This is a genomic window from Vibrio agarilyticus, from assembly GCF_012641465.1.
Taxonomy (GTDB): Bacteria; Pseudomonadota; Gammaproteobacteria; order Enterobacterales; family Vibrionaceae; genus Vibrio; species Vibrio agarilyticus.
The window spans coordinates 1-25,373 of sequence record NZ_JABAIK010000015.1 but is presented as its reverse complement, the minus strand read 5'-3'; the positions used below and the strand labels follow the sequence as shown (position 1 = coordinate 25,373).

General features: G+C 46.2%; 20 protein-coding genes. 9 read left to right on the top strand and 11 right to left on the bottom strand.

What is annotated here, in order from left to right:
- The first annotated feature begins 221 nt into the window (after positions 1–221).
- Complete coding sequence (locus tag HGP28_RS14230; RefSeq protein ID WP_168837146.1) at positions 222–1,286, top strand: SMP-30/gluconolactonase/LRE family protein; 1,065 nt, start codon at positions 222–224, stop codon at positions 1,284–1,286.
- Between the two features lie 76 nt (positions 1,287–1,362).
- Here HGP28_RS14230 and HGP28_RS14225 read toward each other — a convergent pair whose 3' ends face one another.
- On the bottom strand, positions 1,363–1,764 hold the full coding sequence (locus HGP28_RS14225; protein ID WP_168837145.1) for a MarR family transcriptional regulator: 402 nt from the start codon (positions 1,762–1,764) through the stop codon (positions 1,363–1,365).
- Between the two features lie 291 nt (positions 1,765–2,055).
- Between HGP28_RS14225 and HGP28_RS14220 the strand changes: the two genes are divergently transcribed.
- Positions 2,056–2,739: a DUF2982 domain-containing protein gene (locus HGP28_RS14220; RefSeq protein ID WP_168837144.1), complete on the top strand. Its 684-nt coding sequence runs from the start codon at positions 2,056–2,058 to the stop codon at positions 2,737–2,739.
- 22 nt (positions 2,740–2,761) lie between these two features.
- Here HGP28_RS14220 and HGP28_RS14215 read toward each other — a convergent pair whose 3' ends face one another.
- The 6 genes from HGP28_RS14215 to gyrA all read right to left on the bottom strand — a co-directional run bounded on the left by HGP28_RS14215 (position 2,762) and on the right by gyrA (position 10,305).
- The gene (locus tag HGP28_RS14215) at positions 2,762–3,418 is read right to left on the bottom strand and encodes an MBL fold metallo-hydrolase (protein ID WP_168837143.1); all 657 of its coding nucleotides are present in this window, start codon (positions 3,416–3,418) and stop codon (positions 2,762–2,764) included.
- 63 nt (positions 3,419–3,481) lie between these two features.
- Positions 3,482–4,036 carry a peptidoglycan L,D-endopeptidase MepK gene (mepK, locus tag HGP28_RS14210; protein ID WP_168837142.1) on the bottom strand — a complete coding sequence of 185 codons (555 nt, stop codon included), beginning with the start codon at positions 4,034–4,036 and terminating at the stop codon, positions 3,482–3,484.
- A 166-nt stretch (positions 4,037–4,202) separates the two neighbouring features.
- The gene (locus HGP28_RS14205) at positions 4,203–5,918 is read right to left on the bottom strand and encodes a L,D-transpeptidase family protein (RefSeq protein WP_246225735.1); all 1,716 of its coding nucleotides are present in this window, start codon (positions 5,916–5,918) and stop codon (positions 4,203–4,205) included.
- 370 nt (positions 5,919–6,288) lie between these two features.
- Positions 6,289–6,882 carry a GTP cyclohydrolase II gene (locus tag HGP28_RS14200; RefSeq protein WP_168837141.1) on the bottom strand — a complete coding sequence of 198 codons (594 nt, stop codon included), beginning with the start codon at positions 6,880–6,882 and terminating at the stop codon, positions 6,289–6,291.
- 271 nt (positions 6,883–7,153) lie between these two features.
- Entirely contained in the window at positions 7,154–7,342 is a 189-nt protein-coding gene (locus HGP28_RS14195) for a hypothetical protein (RefSeq protein ID WP_168837140.1), read from the bottom strand.
- A gap of 257 nt (positions 7,343–7,599) precedes the next feature.
- The gene (gene gyrA, locus HGP28_RS14190) at positions 7,600–10,305 is read right to left on the bottom strand and encodes a DNA topoisomerase (ATP-hydrolyzing) subunit A (RefSeq protein WP_168837139.1); all 2,706 of its coding nucleotides are present in this window, start codon (positions 10,303–10,305) and stop codon (positions 7,600–7,602) included.
- A gap of 280 nt (positions 10,306–10,585) precedes the next feature.
- Between gyrA and ubiG the strand changes: the two genes are divergently transcribed.
- The 4 genes from ubiG (at position 10,586) to HGP28_RS14170 (ending at position 15,650) form a co-directional block, all read left to right on the top strand.
- A complete protein-coding gene (gene ubiG, locus HGP28_RS14185) occupies positions 10,586–11,296 on the top strand; it encodes a bifunctional 2-polyprenyl-6-hydroxyphenol methylase/3-demethylubiquinol 3-O-methyltransferase UbiG (protein ID WP_168837138.1) in 711 nt (236 codons plus the stop codon).
- Positions 11,297–11,734: 438 nt separating this feature from the next.
- Positions 11,735–14,017: a class 1a ribonucleoside-diphosphate reductase subunit alpha gene (gene nrdA / locus HGP28_RS14180; RefSeq protein WP_168837137.1), complete on the top strand. Its 2,283-nt coding sequence runs from the start codon at positions 11,735–11,737 to the stop codon at positions 14,015–14,017.
- A gap of 221 nt (positions 14,018–14,238) precedes the next feature.
- Complete coding sequence (nrdB, locus tag HGP28_RS14175; RefSeq protein WP_168837136.1) at positions 14,239–15,372, top strand: class Ia ribonucleoside-diphosphate reductase subunit beta; 1,134 nt, start codon at positions 14,239–14,241, stop codon at positions 15,370–15,372.
- A complete protein-coding gene (locus HGP28_RS14170) occupies positions 15,372–15,650 on the top strand; it encodes a 2Fe-2S iron-sulfur cluster-binding protein (RefSeq protein ID WP_168837135.1) in 279 nt (92 codons plus the stop codon). Before nrdB ends, HGP28_RS14170 begins: the two co-directional genes overlap by 1 nt.
- 147 nt (positions 15,651–15,797) lie before the next feature.
- Here HGP28_RS14170 and HGP28_RS14165 read toward each other — a convergent pair whose 3' ends face one another.
- Positions 15,798–17,033: a CinA family nicotinamide mononucleotide deamidase-related protein gene (locus HGP28_RS14165; RefSeq protein ID WP_168837134.1), complete on the bottom strand. Its 1,236-nt coding sequence runs from the start codon at positions 17,031–17,033 to the stop codon at positions 15,798–15,800.
- A gap of 160 nt (positions 17,034–17,193) precedes the next feature.
- Here HGP28_RS14165 and HGP28_RS14160 point away from each other — a divergent pair, with 160 nt between their 5' ends.
- Together HGP28_RS14160 and HGP28_RS14155 are read left to right on the top strand one after the other, a co-directional pair.
- Positions 17,194–18,177 carry a DUF3943 domain-containing protein gene (locus HGP28_RS14160; protein WP_168837133.1) on the top strand — a complete coding sequence of 328 codons (984 nt, stop codon included), beginning with the start codon at positions 17,194–17,196 and terminating at the stop codon, positions 18,175–18,177.
- A gap of 213 nt (positions 18,178–18,390) precedes the next feature.
- Positions 18,391–18,903, top strand: coding sequence for a glycine cleavage system transcriptional repressor (locus HGP28_RS14155; RefSeq protein WP_168837132.1), 513 nt, complete (start codon positions 18,391–18,393; stop codon positions 18,901–18,903).
- A gap of 203 nt (positions 18,904–19,106) precedes the next feature.
- On the opposite strand, the gene nspC is transcribed toward HGP28_RS14155, so the two are convergent.
- From nspC to HGP28_RS14140, 3 genes are all read right to left on the bottom strand, one after another.
- Positions 19,107–20,240, bottom strand: coding sequence for a carboxynorspermidine decarboxylase (nspC, locus tag HGP28_RS14150; RefSeq protein WP_168837131.1), 1,134 nt, complete (start codon positions 20,238–20,240; stop codon positions 19,107–19,109).
- A 69-nt stretch (positions 20,241–20,309) separates the two neighbouring features.
- A complete protein-coding gene (locus HGP28_RS14145; RefSeq protein ID WP_168837130.1) occupies positions 20,310–21,554 on the bottom strand; it encodes a carboxynorspermidine synthase in 1,245 nt (414 codons plus the stop codon).
- Positions 21,555–21,567: 13 nt separating this feature from the next.
- Entirely contained in the window at positions 21,568–24,450 is a 2,883-nt protein-coding gene (locus HGP28_RS14140; protein ID WP_168837129.1) for a pyridoxal phosphate-dependent class III aminotransferase, read from the bottom strand.
- Between the two features lie 737 nt (positions 24,451–25,187).
- Here HGP28_RS14140 and HGP28_RS14135 point away from each other — a divergent pair.
- Positions 25,188–25,373 (top strand): DUF1153 domain-containing protein (locus tag HGP28_RS14135; RefSeq protein ID WP_168837128.1); only part of this gene is annotated, 186 nt, incomplete at its 3' end.

Sequence of the window (25,373 nt, the reverse complement as noted above, 5' to 3'; positions counted from 1 at the left end):
AACCGATTGAAAATACGGTTTAGCGATTATTGCGTAGATCTAGTGAGCAACCCATTAACATAGGCAAACCATGTGATGAGGTTTTCGGGCTACCCCTATGTCGTTGATAGACCGATTGTTGATGAACAGGTTGCTACCAAAAAGCTTGTGAACCAAAAACGCTGCCGCTTCAAATGGACTGGGTATCACCGTGACTTTATTAACCGAGAGGCCTGCTATCTATGTCATCTTCTTCGTTACTGTTTGACTTGCCCGATCACTTCAACTCTCCTGCGAGTGCCGCGAAAGACAGCTCTGGCAATGTCTATTTTTCTTCGCCTAACCTGCACAATGATTTGGTAGAACAAAGCGGAGGACGAGCATCACTTCCCACTATTGGGATGATCACCCCTGACAATAAATTGTCAGTTTGGTATCAGTTCAAAGAGTCGGACGCGCTTCCGGCTTCTGGACTCTCAGCCCCTATGGGGATCGCCTTTGGCCCTGACGGCCATTTATATGTCGCCGATTTACAACTTTGGTTTCCGCATGGTGAGGGCGAGTCCAGAATATTACGTATTCGAGTTGAAGGCGGGCAGGCTAAAGGGTGTGAAGTGGTCGCTAGCGGGTTTATGTTTCCTAATGGTATTATCTGGAAAGGTGATGATCTCTATATCACCGACACCAATGTGTTCACCGATGCCGGCAACTACAGTATTAGTGCCCTTTACCGCGTCAACCTTAGCGAGTTGGATGCGCACAACCCACTACGCATACCACGCTATACCGATGGAAAAACCCTCGATCCGCACATGTTTGAGCGTTATGTGTCTAACGGTCATCTCGGCTTTGGCGCCAATGGCGTCGCCATAGATGATGATGGGCATTTCTACGTGGGGATTATGGACGACGGCACGGTGATGAAAACCTACGTTGATGAAAACGGCGATAAACTGCATTCACGGGTTTTCGCTCAGGGGCTCGTTGGGCCAGATGGCATGGTGTGGGATTCAACACGCCAGCAAATTTTCATTGCCGATTTGTTTGCAAACGCCGTGTTTGCGATTGACAGTGATGGTCGTGTTGATGTCTTAGCTCAAAATGAGAATACCGATGGTGCCAAAGGAGAACTTGATGCGCCTTCCGAAGTTATCGTGCGCGGTGACGAACTGATCGTATTCAACTTTGATGCGGTGTTTGATTTTCCTGAGATGGTGAATAAATCCAGTGAGCCTCCTTATACACTTTCCGTGATCAAACTGCCACATATTGACCCCGCACCGACGACAGGCGACGCAGCATCGTAACGCTAATGCTTTAAGACGGCAAATAAAAAGGCAGTCATAGTGAGTGACTGCCTTAGAGATTGAAACGGATGAACCGTTATGCGCGCTTATAAATGACTTTATTGCTCGCAACTTGCTCTCTCACTACCAGATTTTCTTCTAGTAGTTTTTTCAACGCACCTGTTGCCCACGACGCAGCTTTAGCATCGTCTTGCCCTGCCGCTAGACCAATGCCTTTGGGGTTAATACCTTCCGCATTCGCTGCAACGATGTCTAGAACTTGCTGCTGTTTTGGCGTAAGAGTAACGCCAACCGGGTTGGCTGCGATTTCTGTTGCCAACTGAGTGTGTTCGACTGCAACCGTCTCTACCTTACGAACCTCTGCCGCAAGTTTTTTAGTAACAGGCTTAACCGCGTTGTTCGCAACCAATGAGGCGACCGTTGCTTTGATTCGCTTTTGCAATTTCAACTGCACTTTGCGCTTATGAGCAAGTCTCATTCCGTATATCTCCAGTTCACTGCTTATTCAACAGGGGATGAAATTTTGAAGCGCGTTTATACCAAAATTTACGTTCAATTTGTAGGGTTTCGCGATTTTTGCTGTGGAAAAATGAGTCCTCATAGACCAAAGTGGAATAATGCCGCTAAAATTTTGCTCTGCGCAACACGTCGATAGGAACTTACAAGTTTTGTGCAGTATCAGTCTCTTTAGCTGACTTAATGGAGTGATCATCACCCGACACAAACAAGTACAAATAGTTATGGCCCATCGCGATGGATGCTTACCTTCATGCCGACACTACAGCTACAAAATCACCGTTTCCGCTACAGCTCTTCACTGAGCCGGGTTGTCACCCTTGCTGCAACCTTAGGTCTGGTTCTCCTCATTGTTTACGCACCTAGCTGGCAACATGTGATTTTAACACTCGCACTCGCAGGTTCAGCATTGGGTTTTGCTATTGTGCTGATCGAGAAAAGCCGTGTCCGTTATACGCTGACCGACAGCCACTTTCAGCAACATCTAGCAAAAGGAGGATGGGTGGTAAAATGGAATAATATTGAACGAATTGGGCTTTGCACTCATGAAAAAGATGGATGGCATCAACCACTGCCTTGGATAGGTATCAAGCTCAAACGATACGAGCCTGTTTTAGAAGCCATTTGTCCGAGGATCATCAGCGATATGTTGCTCGGGCAACGAGCGCTGCTCTACCTTGGCGCGCAGCAATCTAGCATGGTAGCGCGTTTTGAAGATCTGGTATTAGATACGTCGCCAGTCAAAAAATCAAACGGGGGTTACTACACTGGATTGGTCGCAATGCTTGCAAACCGAATGCGCCACCAGCGCCAATTTCATGACTTCGACTTATTTATTTCAGCTCAAGATCTGGACCGCGACGCCGAGGATTTTATTGGACTGACTCGGCGTTATTTAGCAGCAGCAGAACCTTCAATTAAGAGCGAGGATTCATAGAACGCTCGCTTTTAATAAAGGATTAGTACAGCGGCATTTCATCTGCGACAAAAGGATTCGTACGTCGCTCGTGACCAAATGTCGATGACGGGCCATGTCCCGGAACAAACACCACTTCATTGCCTAATGGCCACAGTTTATTTTTGATTGACGCGATGAGCGTATTGAAATCACCACGTGGAAAATCAGTACGACCAATTGCGCCATGAAACAAAACGTCGCCAACAAAAGCCAATCGCTCACTTGGGCTAAACAGTACAACATGCCCAGGAGTGTGACCCGGTGTATGAATGACGTTGAGCTGCTCATCACCAAAGCGAATCACATCGCCTTCATCAAGCCACTGCGCGGGCTCAAATGCTTTTGTCAGCGGGAAACCAAACATTTGACTTTGATTTTCAAGCCCTTGTAGCCAAAAGTTATCGTCTTTATGTGGGCCAATGATCGGCGTATTGCCCAGCGCCTCAGCCAAGGTTTCACTGCCACCGACATGGTCTAAATGACCGTGTGTGAGCACAAGCGATTCCACCTGAACACCCAGCTCACCGATAATTTGTGCCAATTTCGCGACATCACCACCTGGGTCAATGACGACACCCTTCATGGTTTGATCACACCATACAATGGAACAATTTTGAGCAAATGTTGTTACCGGAACAACTTGATATTTCAGTGCCATAGCACGCCCTCAAGCAAATAAAACTGCGCGAGACTATGACACTCTCATCGCGGAAATACAAGTTTATGACCAAGAACGCACATGACCGGTATCGATATGAACAAAGTCACTGCTCGGATAGTAGCCTACCCCGCCCGCCTTCAAGCTCAAGGCCGCTTCGCGCACTTTGGCTAACTTGACACCTTCAATACGAAAATCAATGGCTTGCCCAGTCATGTGAAAGCTTTTTTTCGCAACCCCGGACGAATTGGCGCGCAGCGCATTGTTGGTAGCGGGTGAACGATATCCGGAAATGATCATGATACGCCCTTTGCTATCAAGACGATTTTGGATTTCAACTAACTGATCAAACAAGCGTTTATCCATCGCATAGGTCTCGTTACGACGAAAATCGCGGCAATGATGATTTAAGCGATCTAACTCTTTTTGAACATAGTTACTGCCATCAAAGTAACACGTTTCTAATTTTTCACCTGTATGAATATTGCCCAATAGTAAAGTACGCGACACGCCTTTGAGGGCATCGGATGAAGTGCCTGCCCAAGTAGGAAGGGCGGCTAATGCCACTCCTGCACCAGCGAACTGCAAAAAACGACGGCGAGATAAATCTAATGGCATTTGGGTACGACTCACAACTTTATAAAATAACGCTGCGCACATTACCCAAAGAACAAAAAACCGTCAAATCACTTTGACGGTCATTTTTGTGCCATAAGGTGGTTATCTATTGCTTACTATTTGAACAGCAAACAGTTTCTGCCTTTTGTAAATTTTTGTATAAATTTTACCCTTTTCGATCCAGATCGCGGTCGTAACGGTAAATATCATCACGATACTGAACCACATCGCCTTCAAACCACACTGTTTGATAGATGATATGAACCGGGACCTGCCGCTTTAGAGGTATCGATTGATTGGCACGTCTTCGTTGAGATTTTTCAAAAAATTTGTCTTCAAGCCCCTGTATTTCCATGATTTTCGTTGCGAGTTGATCAGCATGCTCAACCCTTACACAACCCGAGCTATACGCTCTGCGGTCATGACTAAACAGCTCTTTACTTGGTGTGTCATGCAAAAAGATAGCGCGAGCGTTAGGAATATTAAACTTATACAAGCCTAACGCATTGCCCGCTCCGGATTTCTGCCGCATTTTATAAGGGAAACGACGCGGATTAACGTTTGCCCAGTCAATTCTGCGTGGATCAATCGCATTACGCGAACGCCAACTCGGCAAAATATCAATGCGCTGCTTAGATAGGAAGTTGGGGTTACGCTTTACTTTGGGTAGAATGTCTTCGACCATAATTTTACGCGGCACATTCCACGTTGGATTGAGGATCACCGACTCTAATTGCCCTACCATAATCGGCGTTTTGCGCGCTTTTTTGCCCACAATCACATTAGATTCAAAAACCTTTTCACCATTTACCCAGTAACGTACCTCATAACTGGGCACGTTCACCATGATGATCCAATCACGCTCTTGCGGCCACAAACGTGATCGCTCCGCGTTCAGCGCTAGAATTCGTAAACGTTCTGCTGGTGTGGTATTCAGCCAGCGTAATGTATTTGGGCCTATAATGCCGTCCACCTTGAGCCCATGCATTTTTTGGAACGACTTTATCGCGTCAACCAAACCGCGATCAAAATAGATCTCATGGGCTTCTAGCGACGCGCCTTCATCAAAAGCCGAGTCGTATTGATCACTGGCTGCACGAGCGTCAAAATAGGTTTCATCCATCGGCAAATTCGTGTCAGAGGGCGTTATCCCCACCAAAGCCAAACGCGCCAAAAGCGCCGCTCGGTTTACGAGTCTGTCCCCTTCTCGAAGTAAGCCTTGTTGAACGTAGGGTGCCACATTTTGTTTGCTTTGCTCAATTAAAGTCTGATGTGCTTGTTGAAAGGCAACATGCTTTTGCAGTGGCGAACGAAATTGAGCGACATAATCAGCAAGCTCACCTCGCAGCGCATGGAGTTGAAGCTCAGTGACGATTCGCTCACTTGGCGGCGCAATATGACTCATTGGATCGACCGCCGCGCTTTTTCGAGTAAATAGCCACTGCTCACCGTGCTCAGGCAACTGGGCCAAATACGCCGTATAAACAAGAAATATATCAGTTGCCCAAACATCATGCTCTACCCAACGTTGTTCCTGTTCAAATTGGGTTAACTGCTCGATATAACGGTCAAATAAAGGACTAATATTGGCTTTTTGTAAAAGGCGAACCTGCTCTTTCAGTTGCTTTAGAGCCTCATCATTTTGCCACAATAATTGTTGATTCGTTTGCTGGTAGATTCGACTGACATCTTTTGGAAATTGAACGTAGAGTCGGCTTCCAGCCTGAGTCTCCAACCAATGCATGGGGGAGTTTGGAACCACTGAGGACTCAACCGTGCGATGTTGAGACAGGCCGTCATGAGGCTCTGCCTCATTGGCACTTAATGACAAAGAGTGGCAACCCAAGGCAAGGACAAATAGCATGGTGATGCGATTTTTCATGACGAGCTCCTCTGTGACCAAATAAACACGCTCAGCAAGGGGATTGCACAACACGCACAACAACCTTCGCGGCATAAGCCAAAACCGTTGCATATTGGTATGCAAGGTTGAGCTGGCACAGATTGAGTTCCATCGAAGCATATGACCCTACCTTGGGGCTAATCGACACCAACCTACTCACGTCTTGAAACGATGTGTTTCAAAACTAAGTATGGCAAACCTCATTTGGAACTAAGGACTAATTTTTATTTTCTTAAAATCGGTTCATCTGCCTCAAATCCGCTGACTTCGTCATCTCATCATCTCTTAACCACGGACCTTAAATGAAAAAAGCGCAGTCAGGGACTGCGCTTTTAAATCAATTTCTTGCCTATATTTTTAGCTGATGGCCATGCGATACTTTCGCTTTTAAGTAGTTTTCATTGCCATCTTTAATGTGGGCCGCCGTGTTAACCACTTCGGCTATCTCAATGCCATGTTCGCGCAATTCATTAATTTTTTTCGGGTTATTCGTTACCAGACGTATTGCGCTAACGCCAAGTGCTTTAAGCATTTGCGCCGCTTCGGTGAAATCACGTAAGTCATCACCAAAACCAAGGTGGTTATTGGCTTCATACGTATTCATGCCCTGGCTCTGTAATTTGTACGCATCAATTTTATTATAGAGACCGATACCCCGCCCTTCTTGACGTAAGTAAAGTATGATACCACCGGTTTCCGCCATCAAATTGATGGTCTCTTCAAGCTGTTCGCCACAATCGCAGCGTGAGGAATGAAACACATCGCCAGTTAAGCACTCTGAATGCATGCGCACTAATGGCACGCTTTGGGTGACATCGGCTTGCTTAAAAATGACCGCAATGTGCTCTTTGTCTGTTTTGAGGCCATGAAACGAGAGAATTTCCGCGTCAATGTTGCTTTTGAGACCCACTTTCAGAGCCACTCTGCCTCGTACTTCTGCCATATCGTCACTCACTTTATGTTCTCTATCCTGGCTGCGTATTGCCGTTTTCGTACCCTTGAAGCCGTCTGGCTGCAACGCCAAGTTGCTAGGTATATACCTCAAGTGTAAAAACCGCTTCTTAGATAATTACTGACAAAAACCGCATCCAGATCAATTTATCCATGGCAATATAATCACTTGTTAGCCTTATCGCAACAAAAAACCCTCGCAATAATGCGAGGGTTTTAAGCAATAAACTATTTAGCAGTTGGCAATAGGTTTAGTATAGTGGCTAACGCGCAAATTCATGGGTATGGTTTCTTTTCCAAACTACCAAAGCAATCCATGCGTGCTCGAGTTCACGTAGCTCTTCTTGAGTCAAAATCGCCAGAGAAGAACGCGTCGAGGTCGAAGCTCCGCCCTGCGACGTACGAAGGTGGGCATGAAAATCCTGCTTTAAATCCATTATTGCTTTATCCACTGCACAATCCTTCTAAATAAACTCTTCCAATAAAAATGGACTCAACTGCTTAATTAATAAACCGATCATAACACGATGATGATTAATTAAACAACTTATTGTTTTGAATTAATAGATTAAAATCAAATTTCACTTTTTGATCTTTTATATTTAAAAAGGATCATTTTATTGGTTCAAAATATATTTATGATCATTATATTTGCACAAAAAAATAGCCGAGCATTGGCTCGGCTATTCGTTCTTATTTAAAATAAGGTTTATTCATCGTTAGCGTCTGTAGCAGTATCATCAGCCGCCGAACGCTCGGCCTCTGGTGCATCAGCACCTTCCGCGTCAATGGCTTCGGTCGCTATTTCTAGCTCTTCAACTTCTTCAATACGCTGCAATCCAACCACTTTTTCAGTGTCAGAGGTGCGGATCAATCGAACGCCTTGAGTATTACGACCTACTTGGCTCACTTCAGCTACGCGTGTGCGCACCAATGTACCAGCATTCGTGATCATCATCATCTCATCGGCCTCTTCCACTTGCACCGCACCCACAACAGGTCCGTTACGCTCAGAAACCTTGATAGAAACAACGCCCTGAGTACCACGACCTTTGGTTGGATACTCAGCCAGTTTAGTACGCTTACCATAGCCGTTTTCGGTTGTGGTAAGGACATCACCCTCGCTGCTCGGTACGATCAATGATACGACTTGATCGCCTTCGGCCAATTTCATGCCGCGAACACCAGAAGCGGTACGGCCCATTGGACGGACACCTTTGAATTTGATCTCAGGTTGACCGTTTTCGTCTAACACTGGATTGCCGTTTTCATCAAGAACAGCCGTTTCTTCCGCTTCTTTAAAGCGAACGACTTTACCAAACTTGGAGAACAGCATGATTTCGCTGTCACCATTGGTAATATCAACGCCAATCAAAGAGTCTTCTTCTCGCAGGTTCACCGCGATCAAACCATTTGAACGTACATTCGCAAATTGATTTAACGGCGTTTTCTTAACGGTACCATCACCGGTTGCCATAAAGATAAACTTATCTGCAGAGAACTCATCAACAGGCAGGATCGCGGTAATGCGCTCACCATCTTCTAACGGAAGAATGTTAATGATTGGTTTACCACGTGCCGTGCGACTTGCCAAAGGCAATTGATACACTTTCAAGCGGTAAGTCTTACCACGAGTTGAGAAACACAGAATGTTGTCATGCGTGTTCGCGACCAATAGACGTTCGATGTAATCTTCATCTTTCATCTTAGTGGCGCTCTTACCTTTACCACCACGGCGCTGAGCTTCATAGTCGCTGAGCACTTGATATTTCACATAGCCTTCGTGCGACAAGGTAACAACAACGTCTTCACGTGCGATCAGCTCTTCAAGATCAATGTCGTGACTTGCGGTAGTAATTTCAGTACGACGAGCATCACTAAAGCCATCGCGCACCGCAACTAGCTCTTCACGGATCACTTCCATCAAGCGTTCAGTACTGGCAAGAATGTGCATCAACTCTGCAATTTCATCGAGCAGTGCTTTGTACTCATCGAGGATCTTCTCATGCTCTAAACCGGTGAGTTTATGCAGACGCAAATCCAAAATCGCCTGAGCTTGTTGTTCAGTCAGGAAGTATTGCCCATCACGAATGCCGTACTGAGCTTCGAGCCAATCCGGACGCGCCGCATCAGTGCCAGTACGCTCAAGCATTGCTGCTACATCACCCAATTCCCAGCCACGAGCAACAAGGCCCGCTTTCGCTTCTGCAGGCGTTGGAGCGCGACGAATCAACTCAATGATTTCATCGATGTTCGCTAGCGCAAGTGCTAAGCCTTCTAGGATATGAGCGCGATCACGCGCTTTGCGCAATTCATAAATCGTACGACGAGTAACAACTTCACGACGGTGATCAACGAAACACTTCAACATCTCTTTGAGGTTGAAAAGTTTTGGTTGGCCATTGTCGAGCGCCACCATGTTGATACCAAACGTAGTTTGCAATTGGGTATTGGTGTAAAGATTGTTCAGTACAACTTCGCCCACTGCATCGCGTTTACATTCGATAACAATGCGCATGCCGTCTTTATCAGACTCATCACGCAGCGCACTAATGCCTTCAACTTTTTTGTCTTTCACCAGCTCCGCGATTTTTTCAATCAAACGGGCTTTGTTCACTTGGTACGGAATTTCGGTGACGATAATGGTTTCTTTACCATTTTTCTCAACTTCAATGTCCGCTTTAGAGCGCATGTAGATTTTGCCACGGCCCGTTTTATACGCATCAATGATGCCTTTGCGGCCGCTGATCAATGCGGCTGTCGGGAAGTCAGGACCCGGAATGAAGTCCATCAACTCGTCAATCGTGATCGCTTCATTATCGATATAGGCTAAGCAGCCATCAATGACTTCACCCAAGTTATGCGGGGGAATATTGGTCGCCATACCAACAGCAATACCGGAAGAACCGTTAACCAATAGGTTTGGTACTTTGGTTGGTAAGACGGCTGGAATTTGTTCCGTACCATCATAGTTTGGCACGTAATCAACCGTTTCTTTGTCAAGATCGGCCAATAACTCATGGGCAATCTTGGACATACGTACTTCGGTATAACGCATCGCCGCTGCTGAGTCACCATCGATTGAACCAAAGTTACCTTGGCCATCGACAAGCATGTATCGCAGTGAAAATGGTTGCGCCATACGGACGATAGTGTCGTACACCGCGCTATCACCATGAGGGTGATATTTACCGATCACATCACCAACAACACGAGCAGATTTTTTATATGGTTTATTCCAGTCATTGCCAAGCACGTTCATTGCGTATAGGACGCGGCGGTGTACTGGTTTTAGGCCATCACGCACATCAGGAAGAGCACGACCAACGATAACGGACATCGCATAGTCTAGGTATGAACCTCGAAGCTCATCTTCAATGTTTACGGGCGTGATCTCTTTCGCTAGATCGCTCATAGAGCCATTATCCCTCTATTTTCGAGTCGTATTACAATACGTATAAGGAGCAAAAATATAACACATAATTCCCTTATACGGCATTACTTTCCCATGCGTTTTATCAGGTTGTGAAGCAAGTGGTGCTTCTCTTGTTGAAAATTTAGACATGAGGGAATTATCTTAATGAATCTTCGAGTTATTTTTGCTCAACTTTAACATTATACCCATGATGTATGGCCTCTGTGGTCAACACGGTTATAATGCTCTCAAGTTACTATCATTAAACTGCGAGTGAGTTATGTCTCAGGGAAAGAACGTCGATCAAAATGAAATCGAAAAATTTGAAGCCATGGCAGCGCGTTGGTGGGATCTTGACGGTGAGTTCAAACCATTGCATCAAATCAATCCATTACGATTAAACTATATACTTGATAATTCAAATGGTTTATTTGGTAAACACGCTTTAGATGTTGGGTGTGGTGGCGGTATCTTGGCAGAAAGTATGGCGCTGGAAGGCGCGCACGTCACAGGTTTAGATATGGGCAAAGAACCACTTGAAGTGGCACGCTTGCACGCGCTTGAATCTGGCGTCAAAGTGAATTATGTCCAGAGCACGGTGGAAGAATACGCCGAAACACACGCTGCGCATTTCGACGTCGTCACTTGCATGGAGATGCTTGAACATGTGCCCGACCCTGCCTCTGTGGTACGTGCTTGTGCAAAGCTTGTGAAACCCGGCGGCCAAGTGTTTTTTTCAACCTTAAATCGCAATCTTAAATCCTATCTCTTTGCCATTGTCGGCGCAGAAAAGCTGATGCGCATTGTGCCAGAAGGCACCCATGACCATGATAAATTTATTCGCCCAGCAGAGCTGCTCAAAATGATTGATTCAACACCACTGACTGAGCTTGGCATCACAGGATTAAGCTACAACCCACTCACCGGTGAATACGCTTTAGGCCGTAATGTAGACGTAAACTACATAGTTCATTGTGAAAACCGCGGCTAAGCGCCAAAATTCGGGATATGAAACTAAACGCTTAATATCCCGAACGTCTTACTTTTCCTAACGACCAACCTCGTGGCCATTTGAATTTCACTCAATATAACTTGCCAAAGATCAAGAAAAATATTTTAAATTTTGATTGATTGACCGAGCTAATTAGTCGGCTTTGTTCGCGAGCTTTGGCCGGCTCTAGAATCTTCGGTAAGCACATGCTTACTAAATTTTAGTTATCTAATAGTTATCCACAACTCATCCATAAGCTATGCCTTGAAAATCCGTAGCGATAGCCCTATCTTGTAAGTCTCCTAGCCACAGACCCCCATATATTGTGTTTAAGCATCAATGCATGGGTAGTTATTGATCGCAAAGTCAGCACCTATTTTTACAACAATTACACAAAAAAGCGGGCTTTCATCAGTTTTCTTAGGGAATTAAAGCAGAATGAACCAACAACTTACCGTAACCAAACGCGATGGCCGTAAAGAGAATATTGATCTCGAAAAGATCCATCGTGTGATCACTTGGGCGGCAGAGGGGCTCAACAATGTCTCTGTCTCACAAGTGGAACTTCGCGCGCACATCCAATTTTATGAAGGGATCAGTACCACCGATATTCACGAGACCATCATCAAGTCGGCAGCCGATCTGATTTCAGAAGAGACGCCGGATTACCAATACCTGGCTGCGCGCCTCGCGGTATTTCACCTTCGCAAAAAAGCCTATGGCCAATATGAGCCGCCCGCACTTTATGATCACGTCGTGAAGCTGGTTGAAATGGGTAAATACGATACTCATTTGCTGGACGATTACACCAAAGCCGACCTGGATGAGTTAGACGATTATTTAGATCACAAACGCGACCTCAACTTCTCTTATGCCGCAGTGAAGCAGCTCGAAGGCAAGTATTTCGTGCAAAATCGCGTTTCCGGACAAATTTACGAGAGCGCTCAGTTTCTTTACATTTTGGTTGCCGCGTGCTTGTTCGCCAAATACCCAAAAGCGACACGTCTTGATTACGTGAAGCGTTTTTATGACGCCACCTCCACGTTCCAAATTTCATTACCAACGCCGATCATGTCAGGCGTTCGTACGCCAACACGTCAGTTCAGCTCATGTGTTTTGATTGAATGTGGTGACAGCTTAGATTCGATTAACGCGACTGCTAGCTCTATCGTGCGTTATGTGTCTCAGCGCGCTGGTATCGGTATCAATGCTGGCCGTATTCGTGCGCTCGGCTCAGAAATTCGTGGCGGCGAGGCGTTTCATACTGGCTGTATTCCGTTTTATAAGTATTTCCAAACTGCGGTGAAATGCTGCTCGCAAGGCGGTGTACGCGGCGGCGCAGCAACCGTTTTCTATCCTTTGTGGCATGGTGAAGCGCAATCGCTCATGGTGCTGAAAAACAACCGCGGCGTTGAAGAAAACCGTGTGCGTCATATGGACTACGGTGTACAGCTCAACAAACTGATGTATCAGCGTTTGGTTGAGGGTGGCAACATTACTCTGTTTTCGCCATCAGATGTGCCTGGGCTCTACGATGCGTTTTTCCAAGATCAAGCCGAGTTTGAACGCTTGTACACGCAATACGAAAACGACCCTAGCATCAAGAAAACCACGGTTAAAGCGCTTGAAATGTTCACACTGCTGATGCAAGAGCGTGCATCAACAGGGCGTATCTATATTCAAAACGTAGACCACTGCAATACTCATAGCCCATTTGATGCTACCGTTGCGCCAGTACGTCAGTCTAACTTGTGCTTAGAAATCGCATTACCGACCAAGCCACTTGAAAACGTTGAAGATGAGAGCGGCGAAATCGCCCTTTGTACGCTTTCTGCGTTTAACTTAGGCGCCATCCAGTCACTGGATGATTTCAAAGAGTTGTCGGAATTGGTGGTGCGAGCGCTTGATGCACTGTTGGACTACCAAGACTACCCATTGCCAGCAGCGTACCGTTCGACCATGAATCGTCGCACCTTGGGTGTGGGCGTGATTAACTTTGCCTATTACCTAGCAAAACATGGCGTCAAATATTCCGATGGCAGTGCCAATGGTCTAACGCATCGCACTTTTGAAGCGATGCAATACTATCTACTCAAAGCCTCGGTCGAATTGGCCAAAGAACAAGGTAAATGCCCACTGTTCCACGAAACCAATTATGCCAAAGGCTTGCTGCCTATCGACACTTACAAAAAAGATGTCGACCTGATTTGTAATGAACCTTTGCATTACGATTGGGAGACGCTGCGTGCGGAAATCATGGAGCACGGCCTGCGTAACTCAACCCTGACGGCTCTGATGCCTTCAGAGACCTCATCGCAAATCTCCAATGCCACCAATGGCATTGAGCCACCTCGTGGTTATGTGTCGGTCAAAGCGTCAAAAGATGGCATCTTAAAGCAAGTGGTGCCTGAGTTTACTGAGCTTAAAGACAATTATGAGCTGCTTTGGAATATTGGGTCGAACGACGGCTATCTGCACATTGTTGGTATCATTCAGAAGTTTATCGATCAGGCGATTTCTGCTAACACCAATTACGACCCGAGTCGTTTCGAAAGTGGCAAAGTCCCGATGAAAAAACTGCTCCAAGATCTACTCACCGCGTATAAGTTTGGTGTTAAGACGCTGTATTACCACAACACGCGTGACGGTGCGAAAGATGACCAAAAAGACGCGGTTCAATCTCAAGATGACGATTGCACCAGCGGTGGTTGTAAGATTTAACGCTTGGCAGCTTGAGCGCTAATTATGGCAAGGTGCTCAAACCAAACCCACCTTGCTGAATTAGCATCGATACCCCAACAACTTGATGCAGCACAGATAAGCCGTAAACGAGCAAAGCCTCTATCTCTTTTGATTAACAAGAGGCACTACAGCGTCAAGTAGAACGAGTATGAACGAATGATTCCCCTTCACGTTAAGGGGACAAAAGAATTGAGGCAATCATGGCTTACAGTACTTTTAACCAAACCAAAAATGACCAACTGAAAGAGCCGATGTTTTTGGGCCAATCGGTTAACGTGGCACGTTACGACCAACAAAAATTTGAGATTTTTGAAAAGCTCATTGAAAAACAACTGAGTTTTTTCTGGCGACCAGAAGAAGTGGATGTCTCCAGCGATCGTATCGATTACAACAAATTGCCCGATCATGAAAAACACATTTTCATCTCTAATCTCAAATACCAAACGCTGCTTGATTCGATTCAAGGACGCAGCCCCAACGTTGCGCTATTGCCACTGGTTTCACTACCTGAGCTAGAAACCTGGATTGAGACTTGGTCGTTTTCCGAAACGATTCATTCTCGTTCTTACACACATATTATTCGTAATATCGTCAATAACCCGGCGGTTGTGTTTGATGATATTGTTGAAAACGAGCACATCCTCAAGCGCGCCAAAGACATTGCTCACTACTATGACGACCTGATTCAAGCGACCAACGATTATCATCGCTTTGGCGAAGGTACCCACCAGCTCAACGGCGAATCCGTTACTGTTTCGCTGTACGAACTCAAGAAGAAGCTCTACCTCTGCCTGATGTCGGTCAACGCGCTGGAAGCGATTCGCTTTTACGTCAGTTTCGCTTGCTCCTTTGCGTTTGCCGAGCGTGAGCTGATGGAAGGAAATGCCAAAATCATCAAGCTTATTGCGCGCGATGAAGCGCTGCATCTTTCTGGTACTCAGCACATGATAAACCTGCTGCGCAATGGTCAAGATGATTTCCTCTTCATGCAAATAGCCGAAGAAGCAAAACAAGAGTGTTTCGAACTGTTCAAAAAAGCGGCAGAACAAGAAAAAGAGTGGGCGGAATATCTGTTCAAAGATGGCTCTATGATTGGCTTGAACAAAGACATTTTAAGCCAGTACGTTGAGTACATCACCAACATACGTATGCAAGCGGTTGGCCTTCCTGCAGCTTACCCAGAAGCGACCAGTAACCCGATCCCTTGGATCAACGCATGGCTCTCTTCTGATAATGTCCAAGTTGCGCCACAAGAAGCTGAGATCTCCTCTTACTTAGTAGGACAGATTGATAATGAAATCAGCGCCGATGACTTTGAAGGTTTTGAGTTGTAATGGCGAGCCTTAAAATCAACGCTATTTTGACGATAGAGTCAAATTCAAGCAGCACCATACTTGAGTCGATGGAACAAGCTGGGCTTGCGCCCGAATACAATTGCCGTGATGGGCATTGTGGTGCCTGTCGCTGCACGCTTGAGGCAGGCGAAGTCGAATACGTTGGTTTTGCAATGGCTTATTTGCAGGGGAACGAAATTCTCCCCTGCGTTTGCCGCGCCAAAACGGCATTAACTCTAAGCAACGTCAAATACTCGCTGAAACAGCAGCGTGCATAGTCTTACCACTTGACGTATACCCAAACAACTTGAAGTTGCAGATAGGCGACCAACGAACAAAGCCTCTGAGCATAGATACACTATGTGATGAGGTTTGTGAGTGCCTGTCAACAACGCTGCAACTTCAAGTAGGAAGGGAATAGCGCTCTATTTTACTAAACTGTTAGGAATAAACAGTTCGCGCTTGTTATTCAAAAACCCATATTGACCAAACATGGGTTTCTTTTCTAAAAAGCGGCGTAGTAAATCTGCCGCTACCGCGCTCATCAGTTTATTTCTATCACTCACCTCATACTCGCGCGTTAGCTCTAAAATCATGCCCCACTCGCCTCCTATGGCAGACAAAGCAACCGTAAATTGATTGTCGTGCAATTTGCCCACGACAAGTGCCAGATCGGTTTGGCATTTCTCTCGTGTCGCACCAGCGAGCGCAAGGGCAGCGGCAAGTGGATCACTATCATCTAATGCGTGATTTTGTTGCTCTGATAATACCCAAGCGGGTCCAAAACGCGCATTGATTCGAGACTCACTTTTCAGCCATGCCGTAAGATAGCCATTTGAGGCGATTTCAGCAGTTGATAAGGTCAGCGCTCGCTCATCAAGTCGATGACCGATGTGAACCAGCATCGTTTCATCAATGCTCACCACATTTTGCTCTAATAACCGATGTATCAGCCCCACTACTTTAATTCTTGTCTCCAATGGCTCAGCAGGGCCAAAAACTTTGACTTCGATAAACGGCAGATAAGAGCGATACCCTAATTGATAATCGGCAGGCAGAGACACGTCCGCTAACGTTTGACTGATCCCAGATTCAGACAAGCCGAACGTATAGAGGCGACTGCACTCCACTTTCATTACATTAGGAAAGCGCGCTTTTAAATCACTTAAAATAGGGCCTTCAACCATCTTTTTAAATTCTCGTGGCACCCCCGGGGTAAAATAAAATACCGCGTCATTAAGCATCATTTGAAAGCCACACGCGGTACCAATCGGATTGTCGATCATGGTCGCGCTAGCAGGCAACAATGCTTGTTTGAGGTTACTTGTCGGCATCTCTTTGCCGCGCGAAGCAAAGAACGTCTGCATACGTTCCACCCAATGTGCGTTTTGCGTCAAGGGTTCATCTGCCGCTTGCGCCGCCGCCTCTGCGGTCAAATCATCGCTCGTTGGGCCCAATCCGCCATTTACGATCACCACATCATTGTTAAAACTGAGCATTAATAGCTCTTCAACCAGAGGGGCTAAGTTATCCCCCACCGTTGCGCGTTTGGTTAACCCAAACCCATTTTCAAAGAGCACGCTTCCCAACCATGCTGCATTCGTATCCACAATATCACCGTGAAGCACTTCTTCACCGGTACTCAACATGGCAATTTTCACTGTGAGATCCTCTACTTATCGCTTTAACCAAAGCGTGATGTTGATTCATTTGAATCACGATTTGGCAAAAATTTGAACATTTACTCAATAACTGTTTTCATCCCTGCAAGATTCGGCGATAATCACGCGCTTTTTCATCCTGCAGTTCTTGGAGAAATTTGTGTCTGCACACCCACTATTTGCGAAAACTCTGAGCGCCTTTGGCTTAGTTGCCTCTTCATTGAGTTACGCCAGTTCTATCAGCCCAAGCCAACATATTGAATTTTCGTATAACTCTGACTGTCGTCAAGGGCTATGTGCAACTTATCGTCTTCATACCTTTGAAGCGCCTCAAGCGCCGAGTTGGACTCAGTTGAATTTACTGAGTGAACCTGCTGATTATCAGTATGTCGCACCAAACCATTTCATCAATGCATTAAACGCGCCAAAAAATTCACTGAACGAAGAGGCAAAAGCGAATCGCAGATATCTCTATGTCTCCGAAGAAAAAGATTGGCAATATTTAAAAGAGCAGACCTACACCATTTTGGGGTTAAGTGTGGCAACAGTGGGTTTGATGACCATGCTGCCAGAAAGCATCACTAAGTGGGATGATGACGCGCGCGACATCAGTAATCTTGGCAGCAAATGGAAAGACAATGTAACAGCAGGCCCGGTGTGGGATGAGGACGAACATTTCCTCAACTACATCATGCATCCCTACTTCGGTGGCGTCTACTACACAGCGGCAAGACATGCTGGATACGACGAATTTGAATCGTTTCTTTACTCTGCCACCATGTCGACCTTTTTCTGGGAATACGGCGTTGAGTCATTTGCTGAGATCCCATCGTGGCAAGATTTGTTCATCACGCCGTTCTTTGGCGCAGTAGTCGGTGAAATGATGCTTGATGCGGAGCAAAATATCGTTGCTAACCGCGGCCAGGTTTGGGGCTCTGAGCGCTTGGGCTCTGTCTCGCTATTTCTCCTAAACCCTGTCGGCCACATTCATTATTGGGTGACTGACGCATGGGATGGCTCGGCTGAACTTAACTTCAGCTCTACACCTTGGTTTGGTAATCAAGAGGTTGCCAAATACGCTCTCGATGCAGGTGCGAGCTATGACAATCGATTCTATGGCGTGGAATTAAAAGTTCACTTCTAGATTTTTCTACATCCAAACCACTTGAAGTTGCAGATTGGCTGCAGCTTCAAGTTAACGAGCCACTCCCCCGCGCTTTATGTGCCTTAGCCGATACTTCCGCATTTTGGTCATAATTTCCGGTGAGAAATTTGACAATCATCAATTTAAACCTTGGCCGCTCATCTAAACTGAAAGTAAGCAAATCATTGCGTGAATCTTACTAAGGGGTGGTTTATGAACAGTGTATTTATTGTCAACTTCGTTGGAAAAGCGTCGCCTAAAACCATCAAACAACTGGCGGCAGTGACTCATGAAAACGATGGTAAATGGTTAATCAGCAAAGTTAACTTTATTGAAGATCAAGTTGCGGCAGTCATTAAAGTCGAACTGCCCAATGACAAAGAGCAAATCGTTAAAGATGCGTTTATTCATACCCCTGGCCTTATTGTTCAATTTGTTGCCTCAGATAGCAATGAACACCGCAAGGAGTCTATCTTCCAGTTGCGGCTCGATGCCAATGATCGCTCTGGTATTGTTAACGAAATCTCTCACGTGCTCGACAGCCAAGGTATCAATATTTTAGATATGGATTGCCAACGCGTCTTTATTGCTGGCGGCGGTGGTGTCAGTTCCAGCCTTTTCACTGCGACCATAGCCGTAAAATTACCGGTTGAAACCGCCATTCAAGATGTGATTTATGAGCTTGAGTCATTAAGCGAAGACACGCGCGTGGTGCTCAACAGCTAACGATATGGGTCTAAACAAAAACCGCGCTATATTGGCGCGGTTTTTTACTATACCCAAACAACTTGAAGATGCTGGCAGGCGGCAAACGAACAAAGCCTCTGAGCACTTCGTGAACATAGATGAACTATGTGATGAGGTTTGTGAGAGCCAGCGCCTTAATTTTCTAAACAAACGCGCTGCAACTTAAAGTAAGACAGGTATGTTTATTGAATCGACCATTGCGACAACGACCGTTTGAAATCTTGATAGCCAAACTCGTTGAGCTTTTCAATTTCACCACTACTGCGCTGACAATACACAGTTGGCATTCTTAACCCATTAAACCAATTTAGCTTAACCATGGTATAGCCCGCACTGTCTAAAATACGCAGCCGTTGGCCGATTTTGAGTGGCTGAGCAAACCGCGCGACACAGAACTGATCGCCTGCCAAGCAGGAACATGAGCCAATGACATACTCATGCTCGCCATTATCATCCGCTTCACCAATAGAGGCAGGTTCATTATAAATTAAGGTATCGAGTCGGTGGGCTTCGGTTGCAGAATCAACAATGGCTGTTTTCATTCCGTTTTCGACAATATCAACCACAGTCACCACAAGATCCGTCGTTTGGGTGATAATCGCTTCACCCGGTTCAAGATAAAGTTGAACTTGATGTTTTTCGGCAAACGCTTTTAACGCAAACGCCAGTTTTTCGATGTCATAGCCTGGCCAGGTAAAAAACACCCCACCACCGAGACTGACCCACTTTAACGCATCCAAATAATGACCAAATCGGTTTGAAATGGCATCGAGTAAGCCAATAAAGGCATCCACATCTTTATTTTCACAATTCATGTGAAACATAACGCCATCAATGCTGGCCATCACATCGGCATCAATGCCTTCTGGTTGCACGCCTAAACGAGAAAACGTGCGCGCGGGGTTTGCTAAGTCCTGCCCGGCATAACTCACTCCGGGATTCAGGCGTAAACCAATTGATGCTTTACCGTCAACCAAGTGGCGATAAGCGGCCAGTTGCGACTGTGAATTGAAAATCATTTTGTCGCAGATGTCTGCCACTTGCCGCACGTCATCTTCGCTATAGCCGACACTGTAGGCGTGAGTTTCTCCGCCAAATGTCTCATGCCCTAATTTGACTTCAAATGGCCCTGAGCTTGTCGTGCCATCCAGATAGGGTTTCATGATGTCAAACACACCCCACGTCGAAAAGCACTTCAGTGCAAGAACCAATTTAACACCCGATAACGCTTTCAATTGACGCGCTTTTTCAAGATTACTCAGCAAAGCGTCTTCGTTAATCATGAAATAAGGCGTGGTTAATTTTGTATTTTCCATAATCATTTATTACATAGAGAAAGCCGAGGATATACCCATACCCATCGGCTTTTTATTATTAAATATGCGCTACTTCAGAATATTAATGGTTGGTTGAGCCACTGTAAGCTCTTGCACATCCCAACTTAAACCAAGCTCAGGCATGGTGGCTAAAAACGGATCTGGGTCGAGCTGTTCCATGTTAAACACGCCCGGCTCTGCCCATTCACCACGGAAGAACTGCAGCGCGGCGGTAATTGCGGGAACCCCCGTTGTATACGCAATGGCTTGATGCTCAACATCATCGTATGCCACTTCATGGTCGGCAATATTATAAATAAATACACTGCGTGGCTCGCCAGATTTGGTGCCCTGCACCCAAGTACCAATGCAAGTATTGCCGGTATAGCCCGGAGCTAAAGACGTAGGATCGGGTAGCAATGCTTTTAAAACATGCAGAGGTTGAACCACAGTACCATCATGGAGTGTTAGCGGCTCAGGGCTCAACAAGCCAATATCACGCATGCAATTGAAGTAATTCAAATAGCGTTCACCAAAGCTCATCCAAAATTCAATCCGCTTAGCGGGAATAAACGCTTGTAATGAACGAACTTCATCGTGCGCCATAGAGTAAACTTTATGCTTACCCACCACCGGGAAATCAAATTCAAGCATGCGAGAGTGACAAGGCACCTGTTTCCATTCGCCCTGTTCCCAGTAAAATGAATCGCCTTGAATTTCAAGCATATTGGTTTCTGGATCAAAGTTAGTGGCAAACTTTTTACCGTGATTGCCTGCGTTGACATCCATCACATCGATAGTATCAATCTCATCAAACAGATGTTTTACTGCGTAGGCGGCAAAGACAGACACCACACCTGGATCAAAGCCTGCGCCTAAAATTCCGGTGATGCCCGCTTGAGCGAATTTTTCACCGTATTTCCACTGCTCATCATACGCCTCAGGCACCTGTTGCCCCTCACTGCACAGGTCGACGGCGACCGAAGTGTCAAGATAAGAGACTTTTGCTTGATAACACGCTTCCATGATGGTCAAGTTGACCCACGGAGGCCCTGCGTTTATCACTAATTTGGGTTTCACCTCTTCAATCAAGGCCACCAGTTCAGCGACATCATTGGCGTTAACTGCGCGGGCGTATAGTGACTTACTCAAGTCTTTGCGATTTTGTTTTTTGTCAATCGACTCGATAATCGCCTCACATTTGGCAATCGAGCGTGACGCAATGGTAATATCGCCCAATACATCGTTATTTTGCGCCGCTTTATGCGCAATAACCCAACCAACGCCTCCGGCACCAATCTGTAAAATAGACATAATTTCCGTTACCTTATGCTACTAGCTGATCTACTAGATTATTGATTTTTACAACCAGTGATTTGAAATCCGCCATCGTGAGACACGGATTCAAAATGGTCAATTTCAGTGCACTCTTTCCTGCAATAACGGTTTCACCGAGCACCGCAATCCCTTGGGTTAACGCAGCTAAGCGCACTTTTTGGTTAAGTGTGTCTAAATCGAAGCCACTGCCTTGTCGCGTAATTCGAAATAGCACTGTGGATAATGAAGGTGACGCTAACAGCTCAAAGCCCGCTTCTCCTTCAATCAATGCGGCCACTTGCTCTGTTTGACTGAGCAGGTGGTCGTACATTTTGCCCAATTCAGTTTGACCGACACTTTGCATCGTCATAAACACTTTTAATGCATCAAAGCGTTTTGTGGTGGCTAACGATTTGTCGACCAAATTGGGTAAGGTGTCATGCTCACGGTTTAGGTAATCCGCATGATGAAGCAGATAACCCAATTGACGCTTCTCTTTTACCAGCAGCGCGCCACAACTGATTGTTTGATAAAAGAGTTTATGGAAATCCACGCTAACAGAATCGGCCCGCTCAATACCGGCTAAACGGCCTTTGTGCTGACTTAAAATCAACGCGCCACCATACGCGCCATCCACATGCATCCATAACTGGTGTGTTTGTGCGATGTCGGCAATCGCAGAGAGATCATCAATGGCACCATGATCCGTTGTACCCGCAGTTGCAACGATGGCAAAAGGGATCAACCCATCGGCTTTGGCTTGACGAATCGTTTGATCAAGTTGACTGGTGTGCATAACGCCAGTGTCGCTTGCCGGAATGGTCAACAGCGCTTTTTCACCCAGCCCCATCCACGCAGCGGCCTTTTTCACCGTGAAGTGTGCATTCTCAGAGCAGACAATGCGTAACTTATCGGCGTAATCAGGTAAACCTTGTTTTTGTACTGAATGATTAGAACGCGTATCGGCAATCCAGTCGCGCGCTAGCATCAATCCCATTTGATTACTTTGCGTGCCACCGCTGGTAAACACGCCGTCGCTCTCGCCACCAAGCTGATAAACATCGCACAACCAATCAATCACTTTTTGCTCAACATAGGTTGCGGCGGACGCTTGATCCCATGAGTCCATCGATTGGTTCAGCGCGGCGATAATTGATTCAGCCACCACCGAGGCCATAAGAGGCGGGGTGTGCAAATGGGCAATACAGTGAGGGTGTTGGGTAAAAATCGAGTGCTTTGCGACGCCATCAATGGTTTCGTCAATCACCGATGACAACGTGTTGTTTGCTTGTGTCAAATCGAGTTTATTGATCGACGCTTGCAGCAGCGTAGGTTCAAACCCAGAGTACGGCGCTTCAACCTGTTCGAACATGGTTTGCAGCGCGGCGGTGGTTTGATTCATTAATTTAGCGTAATGATGGCTACCCGACAGCCCAGGCTGAATAAAATGCTCACGCCACGCACTTTGAGGATCGTTGATATACGCACCGCCTGCGGCAAGAATGGCCGCTTCAATGGTACTTAATACAAAGTCAAGTTGCGCAAAGCTGATAATAAGCGGCGGCAAAAAGCGCACCACAGAGCCTTCGCGACCACCTTTTTCAACGATTAAGCCACGCTCTAGCGCGGCGCGCTGAATTTTTAATGTCAGCTCACCGTCGGATTTGGGTTCGCCGAAACGGTTAAGAGCGCCACTGGGATCGTTAATTTCAATGCCCAGCATCAGTCCTTTGCCACGAACATCCGCGATGCAGTTAACCCGCTCTGCAAGTGACTCCAGACCCAAACGTAGATATTGCCCAGCGGCGTGCGCGTGCTCAACTAACTTATCACGCTCAATAATTTCAAGCGCCTTAGCACCTGATACCATTGCCAACTGGTTACCGCGAAACGTGCCAGTGTGCTCGCCAGGACGCCACGTATCTATCGCTTTATTGAACACCAACAGCGACATCGGCAAACCGCCGCCAATCGCTTTTGATAAACACAAAATATCCGGGTTAACGCCCGATTCTTCAAAGGCAAAGTGATAACCGGTTTTACCCACACCGCACTGAATTTCATCGAAAATAAGCAAAATTTCATGTTCATCACAGATGCGGCGCAATTCTTGTAGCCACAGCGCTGGGGCAGGAATCACACCGCCCTCACCTTGCACTGGCTCAACTATCATAGCGGCAGGTTTCATCATTCCAGATTCATCATCGGCCAATAGGCGCTCGAGATAACGAATATTGGCTTTGACACCCGCTTCACCACCCAGACCAAACGGGCAGCGCAAATCGTAAGGGAAAGGCATGAAATGCACATCAGACATTAGCCCGGTGCGGCGTGCTTTGGTGTTGAGATTCCCCATCATCGCCATTGTGCCGTTGGTCATGCCATGGTAGGCACCGCGAAAAGCAAACATAGTGTTACGGCCAGTTGTTTGCTTCGCCAGTTTAATTGCCGCCTCAACAGCATCGGCGCCGGATGGACCGCAAAATTGAATTGCTGACTGTTTCGCAAACGTATCAGGCAAAAACTGTTTCACTTGCTTGATGAAACGGTCTTTAACCTCTGTCGTAATATCCAGCGTTTGATAGGGTAAACCAGAATCCAGAGCCGATTTTAATGCTTGATTGATCTCTGGATGGTTGTAACCCAATGCTAAGGTGCCAGCCCCAGCGAGGCAGTCAATGTACTGCTGGCCGCGCGTGTCTTCGACCAAAGCACCATAAGCTTGGCGAATCGCGATTGGCAGGCGCCTAGGGTAAGAACGGACTTCTGACTCATGCTCTGCTTGATCAAGCAAAATCTGATCTGGGGTTAAATCATATACGCCTTCTACCGTTGGAACATCACTGGTAAAAGGGCCATCAAAAAAAGGAGTAACTTCAAATGCTGTGCTCATAGATAAATCCTTAATCTATGCAAACATAACCATGCCCCTTCGCAAAGCAAAGGCGCACCAACACGCCCAGCTTACATTGGCTAATGCCAACTAGCAGGTACGCGAAATCCCGCGATTAAACGGTTGAGATCAGTTTTGAATAATCAAGGTTCCGTAATGCATCGAGTATGCAATTCCGGGCATTGAGGAAGAATAAAGCTGATTACTAGATGTGTGTGTTGTGTGTTCAATGTTGGGTTTCCCATCAACATGTAACCTCGCCAGTTCCGTTCGGCCAGTTACATCAGTATCCCATCTATCAATGGCTGGATGCCATTAATACCTACCCTACGCAGTGTCCCAATCAGCCTGAATGGTCACTGTGCGTATCCCCCAGAATCACTCTCCGAGATTGCCGCAGACGTTATCACAGTCAAATGATAAATCGCAACAATTTATAACCACATTAATTAAGCCTGCATCACATTTCTTACAAATAAACCACTCAGTTTGTATCATTTTTCGCTCATTGAGGTGCAGATGTGCATATTCACTTTGAGACGGGTGACGTTATCTCACAAAAACCACCCTATTAGGCACCACGGCTTCATACTGATGCCTCCCATAACCGAAAGGATTCACAAAGCTATCGATATATTAGTTAATCGAAAGTGGTAGCCCTATCTAGGAACATGTGTAATGACCCAGAGAAGAGTTGGACATGATATTGTATCACTCTAAAAGGAGTCATTAGCACTATGGAAGCAGAAGTAAAACGTTGGACGGCAAAGCGTAAAGCAGAGCTCGTCAAAGACATTATCAAAGGCAAAACAACGGCTAAAGAAGCGGCAAGAACTTATGATTTGACGCCCGCAGAAGTTGAACGGTGGGTTGATGATGCATTGGGTGGAATGGAGAACGCGCTTAAAGCAAATCCAAAGGAT

Bases quoted from the DNA above. Each gene is read 5' to 3' on its own strand.
- HGP28_RS14230 (WP_168837146.1), top strand. From the start codon at position 222: ATGTCATCTTCTTCGTTACTGTTTGACTTGCCCGATCACTTCAACTCT.
- HGP28_RS14225 (WP_168837145.1), bottom strand. From the start codon at position 1,764: ATGAGACTTGCTCATAAGCGCAAAGTGCAGTTGAAATTGCAAAAGCGA.
- HGP28_RS14220 (WP_168837144.1), top strand. From the start codon at position 2,056: ATGCCGACACTACAGCTACAAAATCACCGTTTCCGCTACAGCTCTTCA.
- HGP28_RS14140 (WP_168837129.1), bottom strand. From the start codon at position 24,450: ATGAGCACAGCATTTGAAGTTACTCCTTTTTTTGATGGCCCTTTTACC.
- gyrA (WP_168837139.1), bottom strand. From the start codon at position 10,305: ATGAGCGATCTAGCGAAAGAGATCACGCCCGTAAACATTGAAGATGAG.
- nrdA (WP_168837137.1), top strand. From the start codon at position 11,735: ATGAACCAACAACTTACCGTAACCAAACGCGATGGCCGTAAAGAGAAT.
- HGP28_RS14215 (WP_168837143.1), bottom strand. From the start codon at position 3,418: ATGGCACTGAAATATCAAGTTGTTCCGGTAACAACATTTGCTCAAAAT.
- HGP28_RS14205 (WP_246225735.1), bottom strand. From the start codon at position 5,918: ATGAAAAATCGCATCACCATGCTATTTGTCCTTGCCTTGGGTTGCCAC.
- HGP28_RS14170 (WP_168837135.1), top strand. From the start codon at position 15,372: ATGGCGAGCCTTAAAATCAACGCTATTTTGACGATAGAGTCAAATTCA.
- nrdB (WP_168837136.1), top strand. From the start codon at position 14,239: ATGGCTTACAGTACTTTTAACCAAACCAAAAATGACCAACTGAAAGAG.
- HGP28_RS14145 (WP_168837130.1), bottom strand. From the start codon at position 21,554: ATGTCTATTTTACAGATTGGTGCCGGAGGCGTTGGTTGGGTTATTGCG.
- HGP28_RS14200 (WP_168837141.1), bottom strand. From the start codon at position 6,882: ATGGCAGAAGTACGAGGCAGAGTGGCTCTGAAAGTGGGTCTCAAAAGC.
- nspC (WP_168837131.1), bottom strand. From the start codon at position 20,240: ATGGAAAATACAAAATTAACCACGCCTTATTTCATGATTAACGAAGAC.
- ubiG (WP_168837138.1), top strand. From the start codon at position 10,586: ATGTCTCAGGGAAAGAACGTCGATCAAAATGAAATCGAAAAATTTGAA.
- mepK (WP_168837142.1), bottom strand. From the start codon at position 4,036: ATGCCATTAGATTTATCTCGCCGTCGTTTTTTGCAGTTCGCTGGTGCA.
- HGP28_RS14155 (WP_168837132.1), top strand. From the start codon at position 18,391: ATGAACAGTGTATTTATTGTCAACTTCGTTGGAAAAGCGTCGCCTAAA.